This window comes from Mycolicibacterium austroafricanum, assembly GCF_000612725.1.
In the GTDB taxonomy this organism is placed as follows: Bacteria; Actinomycetota; Actinomycetes; order Mycobacteriales; family Mycobacteriaceae; genus Mycobacterium; species Mycobacterium austroafricanum.
This window is the reverse complement of the sequence record NZ_HG964451.1, coordinates 128,771-148,750: the sequence shown is the minus strand read 5'-3', so window position 1 is coordinate 148,750 and position 19,980 is coordinate 128,771. Positions and strand designations below refer to the sequence as shown.

15 protein-coding genes are annotated in these 19,980 nt (G+C 63.1%); 11 read left to right on the top strand and 4 right to left on the bottom strand.

The window, feature by feature from the left end; all coding sequences use genetic code 11:
* Positions 1 to 27: 27 nt before the first annotated feature.
* Together BN976_RS32015 and BN976_RS07380 are read right to left on the bottom strand one after the other, a co-directional pair.
* Positions 28 to 2,385, bottom strand: a complete 2,358-nt coding sequence (locus BN976_RS32015; RefSeq protein WP_049778060.1) for a cadherin-like domain-containing protein — start codon at positions 2,383 to 2,385, stop codon at positions 28 to 30.
* 324 nt (positions 2,386 to 2,709) lie between these two features.
* Positions 2,710 to 2,901, bottom strand: coding sequence for a hypothetical protein (locus BN976_RS07380; protein ID WP_036369580.1), 192 nt, complete (start codon positions 2,899 to 2,901; stop codon positions 2,710 to 2,712).
* Between the two features lie 125 nt (positions 2,902 to 3,026).
* Here BN976_RS07380 and BN976_RS07375 point away from each other — a divergent pair, with 125 nt between their 5' ends.
* The 8 genes from BN976_RS07375 (at position 3,027) to BN976_RS07340 (ending at position 14,892) form a co-directional block, all read left to right on the top strand.
* Entirely contained in the window at positions 3,027 to 4,196 is a 1,170-nt protein-coding gene (locus tag BN976_RS07375) for an acyl-CoA dehydrogenase (RefSeq protein ID WP_036370383.1), read from the top strand.
* A gap of 774 nt (positions 4,197 to 4,970) precedes the next feature.
* Positions 4,971 to 6,440 carry a sugar transferase gene (locus tag BN976_RS07370; RefSeq protein ID WP_036370381.1) on the top strand — a complete coding sequence of 490 codons (1,470 nt, stop codon included), beginning with the start codon at positions 4,971 to 4,973 and terminating at the stop codon, positions 6,438 to 6,440.
* 99 nt (positions 6,441 to 6,539) lie between these two features.
* Positions 6,540 to 7,556: a GDP-mannose 4,6-dehydratase gene (gmd, locus tag BN976_RS07365; RefSeq protein ID WP_036369578.1), complete on the top strand. Its 1,017-nt coding sequence runs from the start codon at positions 6,540 to 6,542 to the stop codon at positions 7,554 to 7,556.
* 13 nt (positions 7,557 to 7,569) lie between these two features.
* Complete coding sequence (locus BN976_RS07360; RefSeq protein WP_051558354.1) at positions 7,570 to 8,541, top strand: GDP-L-fucose synthase family protein; 972 nt, start codon at positions 7,570 to 7,572, stop codon at positions 8,539 to 8,541.
* Positions 8,542 to 8,550: 9 nt separating this feature from the next.
* Entirely contained in the window at positions 8,551 to 9,780 is a 1,230-nt protein-coding gene (locus BN976_RS32475; protein WP_109489570.1) for a lipase family protein, read from the top strand.
* Positions 9,777 to 10,994 carry a glycosyltransferase family 4 protein gene (locus tag BN976_RS07350; protein WP_036369576.1) on the top strand — a complete coding sequence of 406 codons (1,218 nt, stop codon included), beginning with the start codon at positions 9,777 to 9,779 and terminating at the stop codon, positions 10,992 to 10,994. The genes BN976_RS32475 and BN976_RS07350 overlap by 4 nt, the downstream gene beginning before the upstream one ends.
* Positions 10,995 to 11,407: 413 nt before the next feature.
* Complete coding sequence (locus BN976_RS07345; protein ID WP_036369574.1) at positions 11,408 to 13,381, top strand: right-handed parallel beta-helix repeat-containing protein; 1,974 nt, start codon at positions 11,408 to 11,410, stop codon at positions 13,379 to 13,381.
* Positions 13,382 to 13,485: 104 nt separating this feature from the next.
* A complete protein-coding gene (locus BN976_RS07340; protein WP_036367445.1) occupies positions 13,486 to 14,892 on the top strand; it encodes an IS1380 family transposase in 1,407 nt (468 codons plus the stop codon).
* Positions 14,893 to 15,232: 340 nt separating this feature from the next.
* On the opposite strand, the gene BN976_RS07335 is transcribed toward BN976_RS07340, so the two are convergent.
* Entirely contained in the window at positions 15,233 to 16,237 is a 1,005-nt protein-coding gene (locus tag BN976_RS07335) for a glycosyltransferase (RefSeq protein WP_084182239.1), read from the bottom strand.
* A gap of 15 nt (positions 16,238 to 16,252) precedes the next feature.
* Positions 16,253 to 16,999 (bottom strand): FkbM family methyltransferase, encoded by a 747-nt coding sequence (locus tag BN976_RS32470; RefSeq protein WP_084182238.1) that lies wholly within the window; start codon positions 16,997 to 16,999, stop codon positions 16,253 to 16,255.
* A gap of 188 nt (positions 17,000 to 17,187) precedes the next feature.
* Here BN976_RS32470 and BN976_RS34575 point away from each other — a divergent pair, with 188 nt between their 5' ends.
* The 3 genes from BN976_RS34575 (at position 17,188) to BN976_RS33535 (ending at position 19,953) form a co-directional block, all read left to right on the top strand.
* Entirely contained in the window at positions 17,188 to 17,703 is a 516-nt protein-coding gene (locus BN976_RS34575; protein ID WP_199558911.1) for an acyltransferase, read from the top strand.
* Positions 17,704 to 17,935: 232 nt separating this feature from the next.
* Positions 17,936 to 19,003 (top strand): hypothetical protein, encoded by a 1,068-nt coding sequence (locus BN976_RS07320; protein ID WP_036369566.1) that lies wholly within the window; start codon positions 17,936 to 17,938, stop codon positions 19,001 to 19,003.
* A gap of 200 nt (positions 19,004 to 19,203) precedes the next feature.
* The gene (locus tag BN976_RS33535) at positions 19,204 to 19,953 is read left to right on the top strand and encodes a hypothetical protein (protein ID WP_145977927.1); all 750 of its coding nucleotides are present in this window, start codon (positions 19,204 to 19,206) and stop codon (positions 19,951 to 19,953) included.
* The last annotated feature ends 27 nt before the right edge of the window (positions 19,954 to 19,980 follow it).

Sequence of the window (19,980 nt, the reverse complement as noted above, 5' to 3'; positions counted from 1 at the left end):
TCGGCAACTTGCGCGCCCACACCCTCTCTAGTGGAACGCTCCGCCTCGTACGTAGACGATGCTGTGATCGAGGGTTGCCTCCGCGACGTAGCGGCGCGTGCCCGAATAGCTCACGTATGAGAGCCAGTAATAGCCGTTCCCGATCACCCAGCTGTCGTAGTTGAACGTCTGGCCCGGGCTGTACTGCGCGATGACCGGCCCGTTCGTGCTGGGGTCGTTGCGGACGTTGACCAGGGTGACGACGGTCCCGGTGCCGCTCTTGGTCCCGCTCGTGGCGCCGCCACCCCCGCCGCCGCCTGAGGTGCCGGACTTGCGCCAGTAGCCGAGGTAGCCCTGGGAGAAGAACTGCGAGTAGCCCGACTGTCGTTCTCCGACGTCGCGGTGCCAGCCGCTGTTCTGGTCGAACGTCTTGCCGTTGTGCCAGATGCCGATGTGACCATAGCTGGTGGTGTAGGTGCCCCCACCCCAGACCAGGATGTCACCGTTCTGGAAGTTCTTGTCGGTGTGCCAGGTGAAGCCACGCGCCGCCAACTGGGCGCCACCGGTGCCGCCGGCGCGGTAGTCCACCGCATTGCCCCACGCTGCGGTGGTGATGTTGTGGACCTGCCGGAGGAACTGGCTCACCAGCGAGACGCACTCACCGGCGTACGTCCCCTGCGCGTTGGCCACCGTCTTGCCGTAGTTGTTCGACACGAAGGAGGCGACCCGCTGGGCGAAGGTCGGGTCGGAGGGCGGTGGGGGCGGCGGCGGGGTCGGCGCCTTGGCGCTGATCGGTGCCGCGATTTGGACTGTGGCGCTGGCCAATCCGTCGCTGGCGGCGACGGTGAAGCGGACGGTGTCTTCGCCCGGGGTGCCGTGGGCGTTTTCCCGGGCCTGGGTGGTGGGGGTGAAGGAGAACGCACCGGTGGTGGCGTCGACGGTGACGGTGCCGACGTTGGAGTCGACGCCGGCGGCCAGGCCGTAGGTCAGTGCGAAGCCGTCGGGATCGGTGACGTTGACGCGCCCGGTGACCTGGCCGTTGGCGTCGGCGACGCCGGTGATGGTGTATGCGGGGCTGCCGGCCTTCGGGGCACGGTTGCCCTCCGGGGTGACGATCCGGACCCGCACCGTGACGGTGTCGGTACCGCCGTGGCCGTCGTTGACGGTCACGGTGAAGCGGTCAGATCGCTTGAACGGGCTGCTCGCTGCGTCGCGCGCGGCGGCGGTGGGGGTGTAGACGAAGCTGCCGTCGGCCTTGACGACGACATTCCCGCGCGGGGTTGCGCCCGGCCCGGTGAAGGTGAGCGCGTCGCCGTCCCGGTCGGTGGCGCTGATTTTGCCGGTCACCACACTGTTCGATGGATTGCCTTTTCCGACAATCGCTTTCGCTCTCGGTGCGGAGTTGGCGGGGCGGATCGTGACGTTCAGGTAGGTGGTGATCGAGCCGCCGTAGCCGTCGCTGACGGTGATGGCGACCGTGTCCCGGTCCTCGCCGCTGGTGGCTGCCGCGGCGTGGCGGGCCGCCGCGCTGGGGGTGTAGGTGAACGAGCCCCGCGAGTTGACGGTGACGTTGCCGGAGCCGACCGGCGCGGCGGTGAAGGTGAGTTTGTCGCGGTCGGGGTCGGTGGCGCGGACCTGGCCGGTGACCTTGGCGGTGAACCACCCCGGCGAGCTGACCCGAGTCGAGGTGATCGACGGCTGGCTGTTGGGCACGGCCGCGGTGAGGGCCGATGTTCCGGCGGCCGCGGACTTCTGGGACGCGGCCGACTCGGACGGGCGACGTGCCGCGGCCCACAGTGCGAGCACCAGCGGCGAGTCAGTGGGCGCGTCCGGATTCGGCGGGACAAGGGGCGCCAACACGGTCGCCAACAGGCCGGTGACGGTCGTGGACTCCGTGGTCGGCGTCGCGGCTGCGACGTCGGAGATCACCGCCACCGGTGCGGCCAACGGTGTCACCGTCGTGGCGTCGACGACGGGTTCGACGTCGAGCGCATCGGTCGGCACGGCCTGCGCCTCAGCCTCGGCATCGTCCAGCTCCGACAGATCCACCGCCACGGGTTCGTCGTCCTCGGCGTCCCCGGACTTGTCCTCGGCGGTGCGCGTCAGCGATGACACCGCGGTGTCGCGGTCCGACGAAGCCGGGGCATCGTCGTCCGTCGGTGGTGCCTCGGTGTCGTCTTCGGATTCAGTGAGGACGTCGTCAGTCGGCTCGTCACCGTCCTCGTTGTCGGACAGCGACTCCTTTTCAGTGTCGGTCTCCGCATCAGTTCGCGTCGGAGTGACGGACTGCCCGGCGTCGGCCGGCGAAGCCGTGGCAGTGTCCGTGCTCGGCGATGATGACGTGTCCGGATCGGCCCACGCGATGCCCGGCGACGAGGCCACCGCGGCGCCGATCCCCAATGCCACCGCTAAAGCACCGACTCTGCCGATATACCGACCACCGCCCACGACTGTTCCCCCTGAGAGAAGGCGCGGAGATTGCCGAGCTTTGCCACTGCCGTCACGAGGTGCGGTATCGAACCACGGTACAGGCCTTTGATTAGCGCAATTCGGTTTCCCGCGGCTATTTGCTGATGCACGAGGAAACTACCATCGCAGGCGTCAATATCGGCGCAACGAATCGAAAGTTCGGCCGTTCGGAGGACAAGCCGTCCTGCCGAAATCGCTTTCCACGCGCGTCAAGTCGACAAACTCCGCGTGGAATGCGATTGCGGCGGAAGTTCGGTCGAGTTATGACGCCCGCAGCACCACGACCGGCTCGGCGGACTGCACCGGAGCGGCGACCTGAATGTGTCCGGTCTGCGCGGCGTGCGTCCCGGCGTCGACGACGGCGGAAGCGCGCAGCCAGCGGGGAGTAGCGTTCCAACCACACTCACAATGCGCGGTACGGCGGAAGGCTGGGCCCTCGATGTACACCTGCATGACATCGAAATTACCCACCGACGCTGAGAGCGAACCAACCCTGGGACTGAGCTTTCCCTGAGAGCCCGGATTCCCACCGCAAGGTGAGCGCGCTAAAGTTACTGGCGAGTAGCAAGGAGATGATGATGGCTAGTTGGGCCGGGAATCCGTCGTTCGATCTTTTCCAGTTGCCGGAAGAGCATCAGGAGCTGCGGGCGGCGATCCGGGCGTTGGCGGAGAAGGAGATCGCTCCCCATGCCGCCGACGTCGACGAGAACTCGCGCTTCCCGCAGGAGGCGTTGGACGCGCTGAATGCGTCCGGGTTCCACGCGGTGCACGTCCCCGAGGAGTTCGGCGGTCAGGGCGCGGACTCGGTGGCGGCGTGCATCGTCATCGAGGAGGTCGCCCGGGTCGACGCGTCGGCGTCGCTGATCCCGGCGGTCAACAAGCTGGGCACCATGGGGCTGATCCTGCGCGGCTCCGATGAGCTGAAGAAGAAGGTGCTGCCCTCGATCGCCTCCGGTGAGGCGATGGCCTCGTATGCGCTGTCCGAGCGGGAAGCCGGCAGCGACGCCGCGGCCATGCGCACCCGCGCCAAGGCCGACGGCGACGACTGGATCCTCAACGGCGCCAAGTGCTGGATCACCAACGGCGGCAAGTCGTCCTGGTACACGGTGATGGCGGTGACCGACCCGGACAAGGGCGCCAACGGCATCTCCGCGTTCATGGTGCACATCGACGACGAGGGCTTCACGATCGGCCCCAAGGAGCGCAAGCTCGGCATCAAGGGCTCACCGACCACGGAGCTGTACTTCGAGAACTGCCGCATCCCCGGTGACCGCATCATCGGTGAGCCGGGCACCGGCTTCAAGACCGCGCTCGCGACGCTGGACCACACCCGCCCGACCATCGGGGCGCAGGCCGTCGGCATCGCGCAGGGCGCACTCGATGCGTCGTTGGAGTATGTGAAGGACCGCAAGCAGTTCGGCAAGTCGATCAGCGAATTCCAGGCCGTGCAGTTCATGCTCGCCGACATGGCGATGAAGGTGGAGGCCGCCCGGCTGATGGTGTACTCCGCCGCCGCCCGCGCCGAGCGTGGCGAAGGCAACCTCGGGTTCATCTCCGCGGCGTCGAAGTGTCTGGCCTCCGATGTCGCGATGGAGGTGACCACCGACGCGGTGCAGCTGTTCGGCGGCGCCGGCTACACGGTGGACTTCCCGGTCGAGCGGATGATGCGCGACGCCAAGATCACCCAGATCTACGAGGGCACCAACCAGATCCAGCGCGTCGTGATGAGCCGCGCCCTGCTCAAGTGAGCTGACCGCGGAATAGCGTTCCCGGTTGCGACTGTGGGCTTTTCGGCAGCCAGGAACGCTATTCTGCGGGAAACGGGCTCAGGCGTGGCGAAGCTGTCCGGCGACCTATCCGGCAGGGCTGAGAACATGCTCGGCTTTGCCGAGATCGCACCGTACGGTGCTGGCGACTAAAACCTTTCGACGCTTCGTCAAAGACGCGGCCCCGGCTATTCATCATGGGCGCAAGGATGGGCTGCTCCTCGAGCGTGCGCTCAATTCGAGCAACCTCCTCCATGGGCCTCCATGGACATGGCTCCAGCCAACCTGTCGAAGCGACGAACAGCGAGCCCGATCCGGCACCCTGCTCGTCATTGCGACCCACTGGGTACCACATGGCTGCTTCGGTGTGGCGCATCCGATCAACCACCTTGCTGACAGGGCACCCGCAGCCGGCTTTCCAGCCGGTGAGAGGTGTGCACGCCGGTTTTCATGGATGTGTCGGGCGTGTGAACGTCACGTGCTGCAGATGGCCGGGAAGTCAGTGAACTGATAAGGCGACCGCATTGATTCTGCCTTCCGCCGCTGGCCGAGCCGCGCTCTGATCCTCACTCCATTCGCTTCCTGCATACGGTGTGTTGGTAAGGCCAGGTGAAGAGGTTAAAAAACCTCGACTTGTAGTTTGCGAAAATTGTCATACAATGACACGAGGTCCTTCACCGGTGACGGTTCACGGCGGGACTTGTGTCGGATTAAGTGATTCTGGCAAACGGATTGGTCGTGTTCGGGGGGCTCAAGATGTCGGTGTTATCCACGTCCGTGGGTCGAGTGGCGGAGCGCGGTACGCGGTGGGAGCGCACGTATGCAGTACGACTGCTCATCACCGACGTCGCTGTCGTAACGACAGCCGTCCTGCTCGCGCAGTTTGTACGCTTCGGCTATACCCCAATGCCTGAGAATTCGGCCAGTGCACGCTCGACGGCGTTTTCTGCGCTCTTCATCGTGCTCTGGCTGGCCGCCTTGACCATCTTCCGATCTCGTGCCAGCCGAGTTGTCGGATCGGGCATCGACGAATACCGACGCGTCATCAGCGCGTCGTTCTGGACTTTTGGCGCGATCGCGATCGTCACCCTGCTGCTGAGCCTGGAAGTCGCTCGCGGTTACTTGGCGGTAGCTTTGCCGGTGGGAGCCCTGGGGTTGTTGGTGACCCGAAGTCTGTGGCGATCAGAGCTGGCCAAGGCCCGTATGCGCGGCGAGATGCAGACTTCAGTCGTCGCAATTGGGAGAAAGCGCGAGGTTACGCTCCTGGCTGCTGAGCTGACCAAGAACCCCGTGCACGGATACCGCATCGTGGCCATCGGTATCCCGGGATACGGAAGCCCGTGCGGCGAGACCATTGAGGTCAATGGTCAAATCATCCCTGTCGTGGGCGACGAGTCGGCGGCCATGGCCGCCATCACCGACTGCGCTGCCGATTCGGTGGCCATCACCGATCCGGAGCACTTCGGCGTCGAGGGCATCAGCAATCTGACCTGGACTCTCGACGCGCTGGACGTCGACCTGGTGGTGTCCCCCGGCGCCATGGACGTTGCCGGCGCTCGGCTGCTGATGAGGCCGGTGGCCGACTTCCCGTTGATCCACGTCGAGAAGCCCCAGTATCGCGGGACGGCTCGATTCACCAAGCGAGCCTTCGATTTCGCATTTGCGTTGGCTGCGCTGATTGCTCTTTCTCCGCTGATGTTGGCCGTGGCGTTGGCGATCAAACTGACAAGCCGAGGTCCGGTCTTCTATAGAGCCGAACGGATCGGCAAAGACGGCCGGCCTTTTCCGATGATCAAATTCAGGACCATGGTCCAGGATGCCGATACGCGGGTGGATGAATTGTTGGCGCACAACGAAGTTGCCGGCGGTGTGTTGTTCAAAATGCGAGATGACCCGCGGGTCACGCGGATCGGGCGTTGGCTGCGTCGACTGAGTATCGACGAGTTGCCTCAATTCATCAACGTACTTCGGCAAGACATGAGCGTCGTCGGGCCGCGTCCACCGCTACGACGCGAAGTAGAAACTTATGACGGCAAGATCAGCCGCCGCCTCCTGGTCAAGCCGGGCATCACCGGGCTATGGCAGGTGAGCGGACGGTCCACGTTGTCATGGGAAGAGTCGGTCCGGCTCGACTTGTCTTACATCGAGAATTGGTCTATGGCAGTGGATTTGGTGATCATCTTCAAGACCGCGCGTGCTGTGGTCGCCGGCCACGGCGCCTTCTGATGGCGAAGAGCGCAGCAGTGATCGAAATCCGTATCCCCGATGCAACCCGTTAATGATGCCGAGTTGCTCCCCCAATGTTGTTGTCCTCAGGAGGGAAAAGTGAAGAAAGCACTAATCACCGGCATCACCGGTCAAGACGGTTCATATCTCGCTGAATTGCTGCTGAACAAGGGGTACGAGGTACACGGTTTGATCCGTCGATCGTCAAGCATCAATACCTCACGCATCGATCACCTGTACGTCGATCCGCACGAGCCGGATGCTCGACTGTTCCTCCATTACGGTGATCTGACCGACGGCACGCGCCTGGTGACGCTTTTACAGAGCATCGAACCTGACGAGGTTTACAACCTCGCCGCACAGTCACACGTCCGCGTGAGCTTCGATGAGCCAGAACACACCGGCGACGCCACCGGTATGGGCAGCACCCGACTCCTTGAGGCGGTACGCATCGGACGCGTTGACTGCCGGTTCTATCAAGCCTCCAGCTCCGAAATGTTCGGCGCGACGCCGCCTCCCCAGAACGAGGAGACGCCGTTTTATCCGCGATCGCCGTACGGTGCGGCCAAGGTGTACTCCTATTGGATGACGCGCAACTACCGTGAGGCCTATGACATGTATGCCGTGAACGGAATCTTGTTCAACCACGAATCCCCGCGGCGCGGCGAGACTTTCGTGACTCGCAAGATCACCCGTGCGGTGGCCCGGATCAAGGCCGGCATCGACCAGCACCTGTATTTGGGCAATCTGGACGCAGTTCGCGACTGGGGATATGCCCCGGATTACGTGGAGGGTATGTGGCAGATGTTGCAGGCCGACGAGCCGACCGACTACGTGTTGGCAACCGGTGACCGTTACACGGTGCGAGATTTCCTGCAGGCCGCATTCGCACACGCTGGTATGGACTGGCGCAGGCATGTCCGCTTCGACGAGCGGTATCTGCGACCCACCGAGGTTCACGCGCTGGTGGGCGACGCGTCGAAGGCCGAGCGCATCCTGGGCTGGAAGCCTGCTGTTCGCACACCCGAGCTCGCGCGAATCATGGTTGACGCCGACATCGCTCAGCTGGAGTGCGAGGGAACGACGTGGATCGACCAGCCGGCGTTGAGCGCGTAGGAGCTACGGCCACGTGACGTCCATCGACTTTAGTCCGGGGCGATTGGATCGCTCGACTCCGACCTTTGTCGCCGGTCATAGGGGCATGGTCGGATCGGCGATCCGCCGGAAACTCGAGGCTGAAGGATTCTCCAACCTCTTGCTTCGTTCGCGCGACGAACTCGATCTGACCGATCGAGCCGCCACGTTCGATTTCTTCCGGCGTACGCGACCTCGACTCGTGGTGTTGGCTGCCGCCAAAGTCGGCGGGATCGTGGCGAACAACACGTCGCCTGTGCAGTTTCTGTCTGAAAATCTGCAGATTCAAGTCAACACTCTCGACGCTGCGCTGGAGGTGGGAGTTCCGCGGCTACTGTTCCTCGGATCGTCGTGCATCTACCCGAAATTCGCCCCCCAGCCCATTCCCGAGACGTCACTGCTCACAGGAACGCTGGAACCCACCAATGATGCCTATGCAATCGCCAAGATCGCCGGCATCCTTCAGGTCCAGGCGGTGCGGCGGCAGTATCGGCTGCCCTGGATCTCCGTCATGCCAACGAATCTGTACGGACCGGAAGACAACTTCTCGACCACCACATCGCATGTTTTACCGGCGTTGATCAGGCGATACGACGAAGCTGTGGTCGCCGGTAGTTCGTCTGTGACCAACTGGGGTACGGGGAGCCCGAGGCGTGAGTTCCTTCACGTGGACGACATGGCGTCAGCATGTCTGCATCTGCTCGAGAACTACGATGGCCCGCAACAAGTTAACGCGGGCACCGGGGAAGACCACACCATTCGCGAGATTGCAGACATGGTTTCGGACGCGACCGGATTCGCCGGCGAAACGTTTTGGGATCCCGCCAAGCCGGACGGGACGCCACGCAAGTTGCTCGATGTGTCGCTGCTCCAGAGCACGGGTTGGAAGCCGTCGATACAGCTGGCGGACGGCATCACCGATACGGTGCGATGGTTCCGATCGCACCGATCCATGCTTCGTTGCTAGATTCCGTTGATGCACGCCACGCAATCAACACGTCTGTGGCAGGTCGTCGTATGCGCGATCTCTGCGCTGTGTGTCGTCTCGTGTAGTGATGCGAGCGAAAGCGAGCTGGCCACAACGGACTACCCGCCTATCGTCGTGCCGCCCGCGCCTATGGCGGAGCAGACTTGGCAGCAGCGAGGCCACATCGTAAGCGAAACGTCTTTGAGTGACCTCAAACCTATTTTGGCTGGATCCCAGGGTCGCGCATGGCGGGCCACCTATAAGTCAGTTAATGCGACAACGGGACAGCAGACCGAAGTCATGGGTGCGTTCTTCATACCCGTCGGCGATCCGCCGGAAGCCGGGTGGCCAGTAATTGCGTTGGCCCACGGCACTACAGGGGCGACCAATAACTGCGGCCCCTCGACAGAAGCCGATCTGCGCGGCGACGCCAATGTGGCGGCAGGGTTCTTACAGGCTGGTTACGCAGTGACGGTTACCGACTACGAGGGGCTGGGTAGTAGTGGTCAGCATCCCTATCTCGAGCCGCGGACCGCTGCGTTCAATCTGATCGACTCAGTACGCGCGCTACGCGCGCTCGACCCGGCAACTTCTGATCGATGGCTCGCCTATGGCGTTTCGCAAGGCGGCCAGGCAGCTTGGGCGGCAGCTGAATTCGCCGGCTGGTACGGCACAGGTCTCACTCTCAAAGGCGCCGTGGCGCTGGCACCCGCCGCAAATATCGTAGGATTTTCCGAATTGTCCTTCCGGCATGAACTCACACGCGACCAACTGATGATCGCGCCCATGGTCATCGCGGGTTTGGCTCGGTACGACTCGACGGTCGACTTGCCGCAATTTCTGAGGGGAGATTCGCTCGACGATTTAGGTTCCCTGACTGGCTGCTCCACAGTTGACGCGGTCGCGCGTGCGGCCACCATCTCACCCCAGGACGTCGGCCCGACTACTGCAGTGCAGATGCAGGTCCTCACTGACGCTCTGCGCAGAATCGCGCTCCCGCAACGGCCGACACAGGTGCCGCTGCTAGTGATGAACGGAATGCAGGACCGACTGGTATTCCCTCAATGGGTCGCCGACGCTGTGGCACGCAGTTGCGATCTCGGCGAAAGGATTCAGCATCGAGAGATCGCCGAGGCAGGGCATTCCGACCTGAAAGTGGATGACACCGTGCGTGACTGGATCAACGATCGATTCGCCGGCACGCCGGCTCCCACCAACTGCTCTGAGGACGCTGGATGAGAATCACTGTCGTGGGTATCAACTATGCCCCCGAAGTCACCGGAATCGCTCCCTACACGACCGGCTTCGTCGAAGGAATGGTCCGCGCAGGACACGATGTTTTTGTTCTCACCGCGCCTCCCCATTACCCGGAATGGCGGATCTCGCCCGGGTATGAGCACGTGCGGCAAGCGGAGGAGATCAACGGAGCACTCGTTCGCCGTGTCCGGCTAGGGGCTCCAGTAAGGCCCGGAGCGCGCGGTAGGTTGATGCTGGAAGCCGGTTTTGCCCAGGGGGTGGTCAGAGCCCGGTGGCGGCGGCCGGACCTCGTGGTCACGGTCAGCCCCACCTTGCTCTCCGCTGCGGCCGTCATTGCCAGGGCGCGGTTGACAGGTGTGCCGTGCGGCGTTGTCGTCCAGGACCTCTACGGTAAGGGAGTCGTGGAAACCGGCGCGATGAGCGGGCCACTCGCCAAGGCGGCGGCACGCTTCGAGGGAACGGCACTCAATGGCGCGAACGGCGTGGCGGTGATCCACGAGCGATTCGTCGACAACGTGGTCGCTCTCGGAGTGGACCGATCCAAAGTCGAGGTCATCCGCAACTGGACTCATATCGCACCTGAGGTCGAGGTGGCGCCCGCAGCTGACATCCGCGCCTCTCTCGGGTGGCAACCCAACGAGATCGTCGCTGTTCACACCGGCAACATGGGCGTGAAGCAGGGTCTGGACAACGTCATCGAGGCGGCCAAGCTTGCTAGCGCCGCAGGCGGGCCCCGCGTCCGGTTCGTCCTCGTCGGCGACGGAAATCAACGGGCGCGACTTCAAGAGCGGGCCCGCAACGTGGCACAAGTGGAATTCGTCGACCCGCTTCCAGAGAGCGAATTCCGACGCGTCCTGAGCGCAGCCGATGTGCTTCTGGTCAATGAGAAGCCGGGCGTGGGAGAGATGGCAGTGCCTTCCAAACTCACGTCGTATTTCGTCAGCGGTAGACCAGTGGTTGCGGCAACCGATCCTTCGAGCGGAGCGGCACATGAGATCAACGCCTCGGGTGCAGGGCACCTCGTGGCCGCCGGTGATCCCGCAGCACTACTGTCGGCAGTGATCACCGTCGGTAGTGACAGCGAGGCTGCTGCCCGGCTGGCGGCCAACGGACGGACTTATGCGCTGAGCACCCTGAGTGCAGCCAAAGCTGTCGACCACTACGACGAATGGTGCCAGTCACTGGTCGCGCGGTAACGCGCTGACCGAGTATCCGTACCGAGTATCCGGACTCGCCAGCACACTCAGCCCGACATGCCGGATCGCCGGCTACAGCGCGCTGAGAAGGTTGTCAATCCGTAGGGCGAAGCCGCACATTGCTTCACGCCCGGTGCGCACGCGCGTCCCCGCGCCGCGGAAGTTAGCTGTATTAGCGGTGCGGTGTCCTAAGTGCAGCAGAGGTCTTCTGGTGCCGCCCCGCAGTAGATTTGCCATTTGCCGCTGAATTGGTAAAAGTTCGCTTGACGCATGTTTGCTTACGAAACAACATGGTCCTAGCTGCTGAAAAGTGGCTCGTCATTTCACTGTGTGTATGTGCTGACGACGGTGTATGAATTTGCGGTAGAACCCATCTGATCTTGCGGCACCTGCTGACGACGAGGTGATTGGCCATGAGTTTGCAGAAGTCGGACACCCGGGCGCTGGTGCCCATCAATTGCCGCAGCGGCGTGCACGAATTGTCTGTCGCCCTTGCGCCGCAGCGCGCCACGACGGTTGCCGCCCTCGCGGTCACCATGGGTGTGCTCGCCGCAGTCGTCCACGCGCCGATTGCTTCCGCTGCGCCGGATGACACCGCGTCGGCTAGCGAATCCGGCGAAACGTCCACAGGGCCGGCGCGAACGAGCCTAGTCGGCAAACGGGTGGATAGGGGCACCCTTACCGGGCCGTCGAACGAGAACAAAAGCGTAAGCTCCGAGACCCGCAAGAGTCGGTGGGATCGTTCCAGCAAGGTCACCACCCGAGACGCAAACGACAACGACGCTGCGGGCAAACCCGATGACGCGAGTCCCGACGTGTTGCACGACGAGTCTGATTCCGCTCTCGTGCAGTCGAATACCCCCGGTACTCCCGGTTCTTCCGATCTGGTCGGGGATCAGAATGACATCGCATTCCGCGCCGGTCACGTGAATACCGGGAGCGAAGACTCCCGCGAGATCGCGACCGAGACCGAGACCGAGGCCGAGATCGAGACCGAGACCGAGGCCGAGACCGAGACCGAGACCGAGGCCGAGATCGAGGCCGAGACCGAGACCGAGGCCGAGATCGAGGCCGAGACCGAGATCGAGATCGAGACCCAGGCCGAGACTGAGACCGAGATCGAGACCGAGATCGAGACCCAGGCCGAGACTGAGATCGAGGTCGGGCCCGCTTCTACGGAGACAGTCGCGATACCGGTGAGCGTGCCGGACGACACTCTCGCGAAGTCGACCCCGTCGGGCCCTGCGCCGAAGACCCCTGCCGAATCGCCGCTGCTACTAGCGATTCTGGCGTGGGTTCGGCGGCAATTTGGTGTGCCAGATCCCGCCGCCGTGAAACCGGTTGGTCACAGCATCGTCAGTACATCGACACCGAGCGCTTCGGCTTTGACAGCAGCGCCGGTCGGTGACGCTACGGCTTACCTACAGAACTTGTTCGACTCTCTGGCCCCGGGCCAGACGCTGACACTTCCGCCAAGCGTCTACCAACACAGCGGAAATCTCTACGTGCGGGTGCCAGGCGTAACTATCGACGGCGCCGGGTCGGTGCTCGAGGCAACTAATCCCGCCACCTCCGCGGTCGTTGTCATTGCAGACAACGTCACCTTCACCAACTTCGACATCCGGCAAGCCACCGGTCAAGCTCGTAATGACAATCCGTATCGGGCGGGGCTTGTCGTCGGCAACCGGGGCGTGACGATCCGCAATGTTTCAGTCACCGGCGGGTCGACCGTGGGTATCTTCGTCATCGGCGCCAGTTACTTCCTTCTGGACAAAGTTACGGTGCAGGACACCGCGTCCGATGGCATCCAGATGTACGCGGGTGCGAACAACGGCGTTGTGAAAGACGCCAGAGTGCTGCGGACCGGTGACGACGGAATCGCCGTGGTGTCCTATCTGGGCGATCCCATCTGTACGAACATCAGGATCATCTCGCCCTACGTGGACGGTGCTTGGAACACGCGCGGTCTGGTGGTGTCGGGCGGTTCGAATATCACGTTCTCCGATATCACCGTCAAAAACACCGCCTTGTCCGGTGTTTTCGTCGGATCGCAGAAGGGGACACTGCCGACGGCAGCGGTGAGCAACATTGTCGTCGACGGCGGCACGATTACCAACGGGAACTACTCCATGGGCTACGCGACGGGCGCGGTGACGGTCTACAACGACAACCCCCTCACCACTGTGCGCGGTGTACGAGTGACAAACCTCACCATCATTGACACCCCGCAGCAGGCGCGCAGCCACATCCTTCATCTGAACAACGGTGGTGGCGGGATCAGCAGCGTCGTCTATTCGAACATCACCGTGCAGGGACGTACCGACCTGCCGGTGATCCTGACGAACATGAAATCCGGTTACACGCTCATTAGCCCGGATTTTTCGTGAAGTGTTGTGATTTTCGGGGTGTAGATACGCGAAAGTGCCTGTCCTGCAAGGAATAATTGGACTTCTCTACGGTTCAATCGTTCCTACGGGAAGGCACCTCGCAGGTGAAGAATATCGTGGCCGCAGCGCGGGTGAAAGTGTCCGCCGATGGGCAGGGCGTGGTGTCGCATGCCGGGATGGGCTTGCTTCGTGAGCTTGCCGATCTGACGGGGTTATCGTCGCAGGTCACCGCCGTGCTGGCTGACACCTACCGGGGCCCGTGGGTGTACGCACCCGGTGAGGTGTTCGCCGATCTGGCCGCAGCGGTCGCCGACGGGGCCGATTGCATCGATGCGGTCGGCCAGTTGTGTGGGGACCGTGAACATGTGTTCGGCGCGAAGGCCTCGACAACCACGATGTGGCGGTTGATCGATGAGCGCATCGACGCCGCCCACCTGCCCGGGGTGCGGGCTGCACGAGCCGGCGCACGGGCCGCAGCATGGGCGGCTGGAGCCGCCCCCACTGGTGAGGGCTGGCTGCACATCGACCTCGATGCCACCCTGGTCATCGATCACTCCGACAACAAGACCGGCGCCACCCCGACCTGGAAGAAAACCTATGGTCACCATCCGTTGCTGGCGTTTCTGGATCGTCCCGAGATCGCCGGTGGGGAAGCGCTGGCCGGGCTGCTGCGCACCGGTAACGCCGGCTCCAACACCGCCAGCGACCACATCATCGTCTTGCACCACGCGCTGGCCTCGCTGCCGCCGCGATGGCGGCCCCGCCCAGGTAGTCCACCAGATTCGGATGCCTGCCGGGTGCTGGTGCGCTGCGATACCGCTGGAGCCACCCACAAGTTCGCCGACGCCTGCCGCACCGCCGGGGTGGGATTTTCCTTCGGATACCCCGTCGATGCGCGGGTCCAGGACGCGGTCGACACCCTCAACCTCGGCCAAGCCTGGTATCCGGCGATCGACACCGACGGCGGCATCCGTGACGGCGCCTGGGTCGCCGAAGCCACCGGCCTGGTCAACCTGAGCAACTGGCCCGCTGGCACCCGGCTGATCCTGCGCAAAGAGAGGCCCCACCCGGGTGCGCAGCTGCGGTTCACCGATGCCGACGGGATGCGGGTCACCGCATTCATCACCGACACCGAACCCGGCGTCATTGCCGGTCAGGTCGCCGGATTGGAGCTGCGGCACCGCCAGCACGCCCGCGTCGAAGACCGCATCCGCGAACTGAAAGCCACCGGGCTACGCAACCTGCCCTGCCAGTCGTTTTGGGCCAACGCCGCCTGGCTGGAAATCGTGCTGGCCGCCGCCGATCTGGTCACCTGGGCCCGGCTGATCGGCTTCGGTGACCACCCCGCACTGGCCCGCGCCGAGATCGCCACCTTCCGCTACCGGATCCTGCACGTCGCTGCCCGTATCACTCGCAGCGCCCGCCAGGTTCGCCTCCGTATCGACGCCACCTGGCGATGGGCATCAGCGATCGCGACCGCCTGGCAACACCTACGCACCGCTTTCGGATAACCAGCAAATCACTCGACCCACCGACCACGAAAGACCAGGCCCTGGGAAAGCCCGCCCCACCCGGCGACACGGGACACCCCACCACGCCCGCCACCCGACAACGACCACCCAGCAACACAATTCAGTGACCGAGCGGACCCGTCATCAACTCGATGCAAAATCGAGGTTAACATCCGCCTCAACGGCGTCTCTGTCACAACAAGCAAAATCACTGCGGCGTCTCTGCCCAGCGTGGGTTCTTGCTCGATTTTGAGCCGCCTTCTGGGCATATGTAAGACGTCGAATCGACTTTACGGCGTGCAGGTCGACACGACATTGCGATTCTGATTCAGCTCAAGACTCAGGCGATGACACCGTTGTATTGTCGTGCCGTCTGCGCCTGATGCTCCTCGAATGCCACACGCACGCGATCGGACAAAGCGGCAAAAGTCGTTTCATCCAGTGAGACGATGGCCGCCACAGCGGCGGCGACCCCGTCGATGTCGCCCACCGTAAAAACGTTGTCTTTCAGGCCGATTCGAACCATCTGTTCGCCCACCCAGCCGGCGTTCCAAGCCAGAGGCACACAGCCGACGCTCATGGCCTCGTAAAGGACCAGCGGCTGTGCCTCATGCTGGTAGGAGGACAAGAACAGAAAACAGCGCGCCCGCATCAATTCCTGCATTTTCTCATCGCCGTAACGGGGTCCGACTGCGTCGAAAGGGATATCGAGCTCTCGTGCCCTGGCCAGCGTCTCCTCAGCTTCAGCGGACACCGTGCCGATCAAACGGATAGGAATAGCCGTCTTCTCGGCGACTTCCAGTACCGCATTCAGTCCTTTAGCAGCCGACAAGTTGGAAAGATGGACGACGCCGGCGCGGTCTTGCTGCCTCGCGGAAGGTGGAACGCGGGGCATAAGACCTGCATTGTCCACAACAAAGACACGCCGAGGATCGATGCGCCACATCGCGGATAATTCGCGTCCCATGGTGTCATCGAGTACCGCGTGACGCAGCCCCGTTCCCGCCGCGGCGAGCGTCCACCTGAACAGCCGGGACCGTTCCCGGATGTAGCGGGCCGAATGGTGAGTCATCGTCGTCGGCAGCCGCCGTATACGTGCCGCCAGGAGCGGAGGGCATTCGAGTAACAGGCCGGAGCCGCCGGAGGCGACGACAACGACACGATCTACCCGCGCGCACAACAGGATTGCTGCGGCGGCACACAGGCATCGTACTCCTTTAATGAAAGCGCCTGTGTGAGTGTTGAATACGATGAGCGCATGGTTGTCATTGCGCAGTGCATCGATGAGCCAAGAAGTAGCCTGGGCGCGTCCGTCGACGGGTGGCGGCTTCGGACCGACCACCATTACCTTCACGTTGCGCTACCGCCTCTCGAACAGCAGATCCGCCTGCTGCAGCCCCCATGCTCGGCTGGCGCCGGGAACCCGTGCCACGCCTGTGAGCTCAAATCCGGCCGCGAGCAAATGTGCCACCACTGCCGAAGGGTCAGCCTGCCCGTCGTAGAGGTGGGCGAACGAGACTTCCACCAGGACCGCGTCGGTCTCTGCGAGAAGTTGCGGTATACCTGCCAGGACGTCCAGTTCGAAGCCCTGGACGTCGATCTTCACGAGCACCGGTCCCGCGAACGGGCCGGTCAGCACTTCGTCGCCGACGCAGACGCTCACCGTGTGGGTGGCGATCTCTTTGAGAGGTCCGACGGCCGCTGCCGTCGCCGGGGGGAGCAGTGACGAACTGTCAGAAGCGGCGGTCACGTGCAACGCCATGCTGCCCGGCGCGGATCCAAGCGCGACGTTCAGGATGTCGAGTCTGCACGGCGCCAAAAGGGGGGCGAGGCCGGCAAGTCGTTCCCCGGAATCTGGCAATGGTTCTACGCAGACCACTTGCTCGGCACCCAGACTGCCGGAGGCCCAAACTGCGAACTGTCCAAGATTCGCTCCGATGTCGATGACGGTCGTGAACCGTCGTCCGGCAAACAGATCCGAATGTTCTATCGACGGTGCGACGCGCTTGCGCAGCAAAGGCCATCGAGTTCGTCGGCGGGCAAGCCAAAGCAATTTGCGAGCTCGCAAGGCCAAGAGGTCGGCGTCTGGACGGCTTCGGACACTCATGGCGATGATCGTATGGGTAACGGGCCGCGCTTTTCTTGCCGTCGTATGCAACAGTTGCCGTTGACCGGTTGGATCCGCAACGGGGGAGGACTTTGCCAGCGGCGGAGTCGTGCTCGGTCACTCGTTCGTCGACGGTCAGTTGCGACGGTCTGTGCTCGGTGCGGAACTGAGGATTGAAAGGGGTCGCCATGGCCATGCGCATCTCAGTACCGATGAGGTTCGCCCAACTCATTGACCGCTTTGACCAGGACAAATATATGTCTGTGGTGAGTCGGATTCTGGTGCGCGGTGGTGTGATCGTTGAAGGCCGACCGCTGTGGATTGCGCCGGACGTGTTCTGGGATTGCGACTGGCCAGGGGCCATCACCGTCGGGGATCGCTGCGTGATCAGCAGGCAAGTCGTTCTATTGACTCACGACTTCAGCTTAGACCGCGTGGCAGAGGCCAGGCTCGGGGTTTCCAACCGTGAACTGACCTATCGTGGGGCGGTTTCGATCGGCGCTCTGGCGTTTCTTGGCTTGGGAGCCATCCTGATGCCGGGTGTGTCGGTAGGCAGAGGGGCAATCGTGGGAGCCGGATCGGTAGTCACCAAGGATGTGCCACCCGACACGGTCGTCGCCGGCAATCCTGCACGGGTCATCGGAAGCACAGAGGATTACTGGACCCGCAGCTTCAGCAGATTTCAATGGCAAGACAGGCGGTAGGAATGTGCCCGGGCGCAATATCATCAAGTCTGTGGGAGCAGGCACGTGTCGCGTCGGGCGACTCGACGCGCACGCAGCGGGATTCCCCGTTTGGATTCTCCTCGGGCCGCTCGTTCCTGCTTCAACCGAAGACATCTCCGCCACGTTGGCCGCAATGGCCGCTTGCGGCCCCATGTTCCGGGTCGGATTGCGACCGAGGCCATCGTCGCTGTGTTGGAGAGTCACCGACGAATTGGCCGATCACGGCTTGCACACCACAACGCTGGACGAGCGCGGCTCAGTCGAGGAGATGGTCGCATCGCTGCGCTGCGGCAGCGATGCTGTTCACATCGGTGTCCGCGTGTTGTCGAGCGGCCACTACCTTGTGCGCATCGACCACGGAATCGGTGATGCTGCGGTCATAGTGGAGATTTTAGCGGCGTTGTCGCAGGCCAGCCGGCGGACAGGTTTCGTCGAACCGCGCCCAGTGGTCACCACCAACCACCCGTTCTATCCCGCCATTGCCAACGCGCTCAAAAAGCCTTCGGCGCTGTACCGTGGGTTCCGGCGCGCCGTGGTCGGTCATGCGGCAAAGCCCGACCGCGCACCTGCACAGGCTCCGCCGGGGCTGGGCCACCACCCCTCCGCCCGGGCCGATGGCGCCAGCCATGTCTTCGTTAAAAGCGATGACGATTTCGTCGCGCAACTCAAGGACTACCGACGGCGTGCTGCCACCAAAGTTTCGCTTGCGGCCATTCTGATCGCGTCGATTTCCGAGGCCATGCGCGCTCAGGGAGTCGACATCGGCGATGACGTCGAAGTAGTCGCAGATTTACGAAAATACCTACCTTCCGGCCAAGCCACGCTCGCCAACTTTGTGTCCGTCGTCGCGGTGCCATGCCCGAAGGGTGCATCGCCTCACGACGTCGGAATAGCCCTGGCCGCCGAGGTCGACTCGACGACTCCGTTGGCGAAGGCAATTGGCGCACTCGGCGTCGGAGCCCTTGGCCGGTTCCGACGGCGAGGACGAGGAAAACCCGCAGAGGCTGAACCGATCCCAGGGCAACGCGTCATGCTGAGCTTTTCCGACGTGACGAAGTTGCCAATGGACACGCGAATCCGCTGGTCTGATCCGGACACGGCCGAGATGGCGGTCATGTTGCCGTTCACTAGCCCAGAACGTGTCTCGTTGTGTCTCGTCTCTTTGCGCGGCCGGCTTCAAGTCACGGCGGTGTTCTCGGCGCGGCTGGTGGACCCTGCCAGGGTGCGGACCGCCCTCGAGCGTGCGCTCTCGATGGATCACATCGAGAGTTTGAACTGAACCGCGAGTACGTACCGAGTGCGGCCATGCGGTGATCTGGCAAGCAGCTATATAGCTGAGATAGGGCTCTCATCAGAGCTTTGTCATTTGCGGTGTGGACTCCGCTAACCTACATTTGGTTCAGGGGGTGGAGGCTGTGGGAGTCATTAGAGAAGCGGCACCGACGTGGTGCTGACGGTGTCCATCGGGATTCGGAGCTCATGAGCGCAGAAGGCCTCTTCCTGCGCTCGCGGCTCTCTGCCTTGCTTGTCGGGTTCGCTGCTGGTGCGTTGTGTGCAGCGTTGGTGATGGTAGGCGGCTCGCGGCTTTTCGGTGAGCCGGCCGAGTCAGTTCCGACCCTTCACCAGGATTTTGGAGCCGCGGGCTCGTCAGGAGTGCGACAGGCTGACAGTGGTCAGCGATGGGCTGCGGCCAGTAACGACGTCACGGGCGCGGCGCTGCAGACCATCGATGGGAGGCTGACCAACTCTGCCGAGTCTGCAAGTCCGGCAGCAGGTTATCTGTCGGCGGACCTAGGCGTGCCGGTCACCGAGATGGCGGGCACATTCGAGTTCAGTGAAGGCTCAACGCGAGATGGATCTGTGGCGTTCGCCGTGTTCTTGGACCCGATGCCCGAGACACCGGTGGGGCGTTCGACATTCACTTCGCCATGTCATCTTGTGATCACACCGCTGAAATTCGATTTCGGCGTAGCCAACGACGGCGTGATCACCGTGCTGAGCAGCGAGCAGTTCTCCGAGCCTTTGGACTTCGGAAAGCCATATCACGCCGGGGTAGAACTCGACTACACCAATTCGCTCGCGCGCATCAACGCCCCTGACGGGCGTAGCTATGTGGTGTCCGATCCGCGGATCGCCCTCAATCGAGCGAACGTGGCGACATTCGAGGTGTACCAACAGAATGCGAATACGGACGATCGGGCCAGCTTTCGCACCGTTTCAGCATCCTAATCCGGTCGTCGCGATCGCGACTCAACC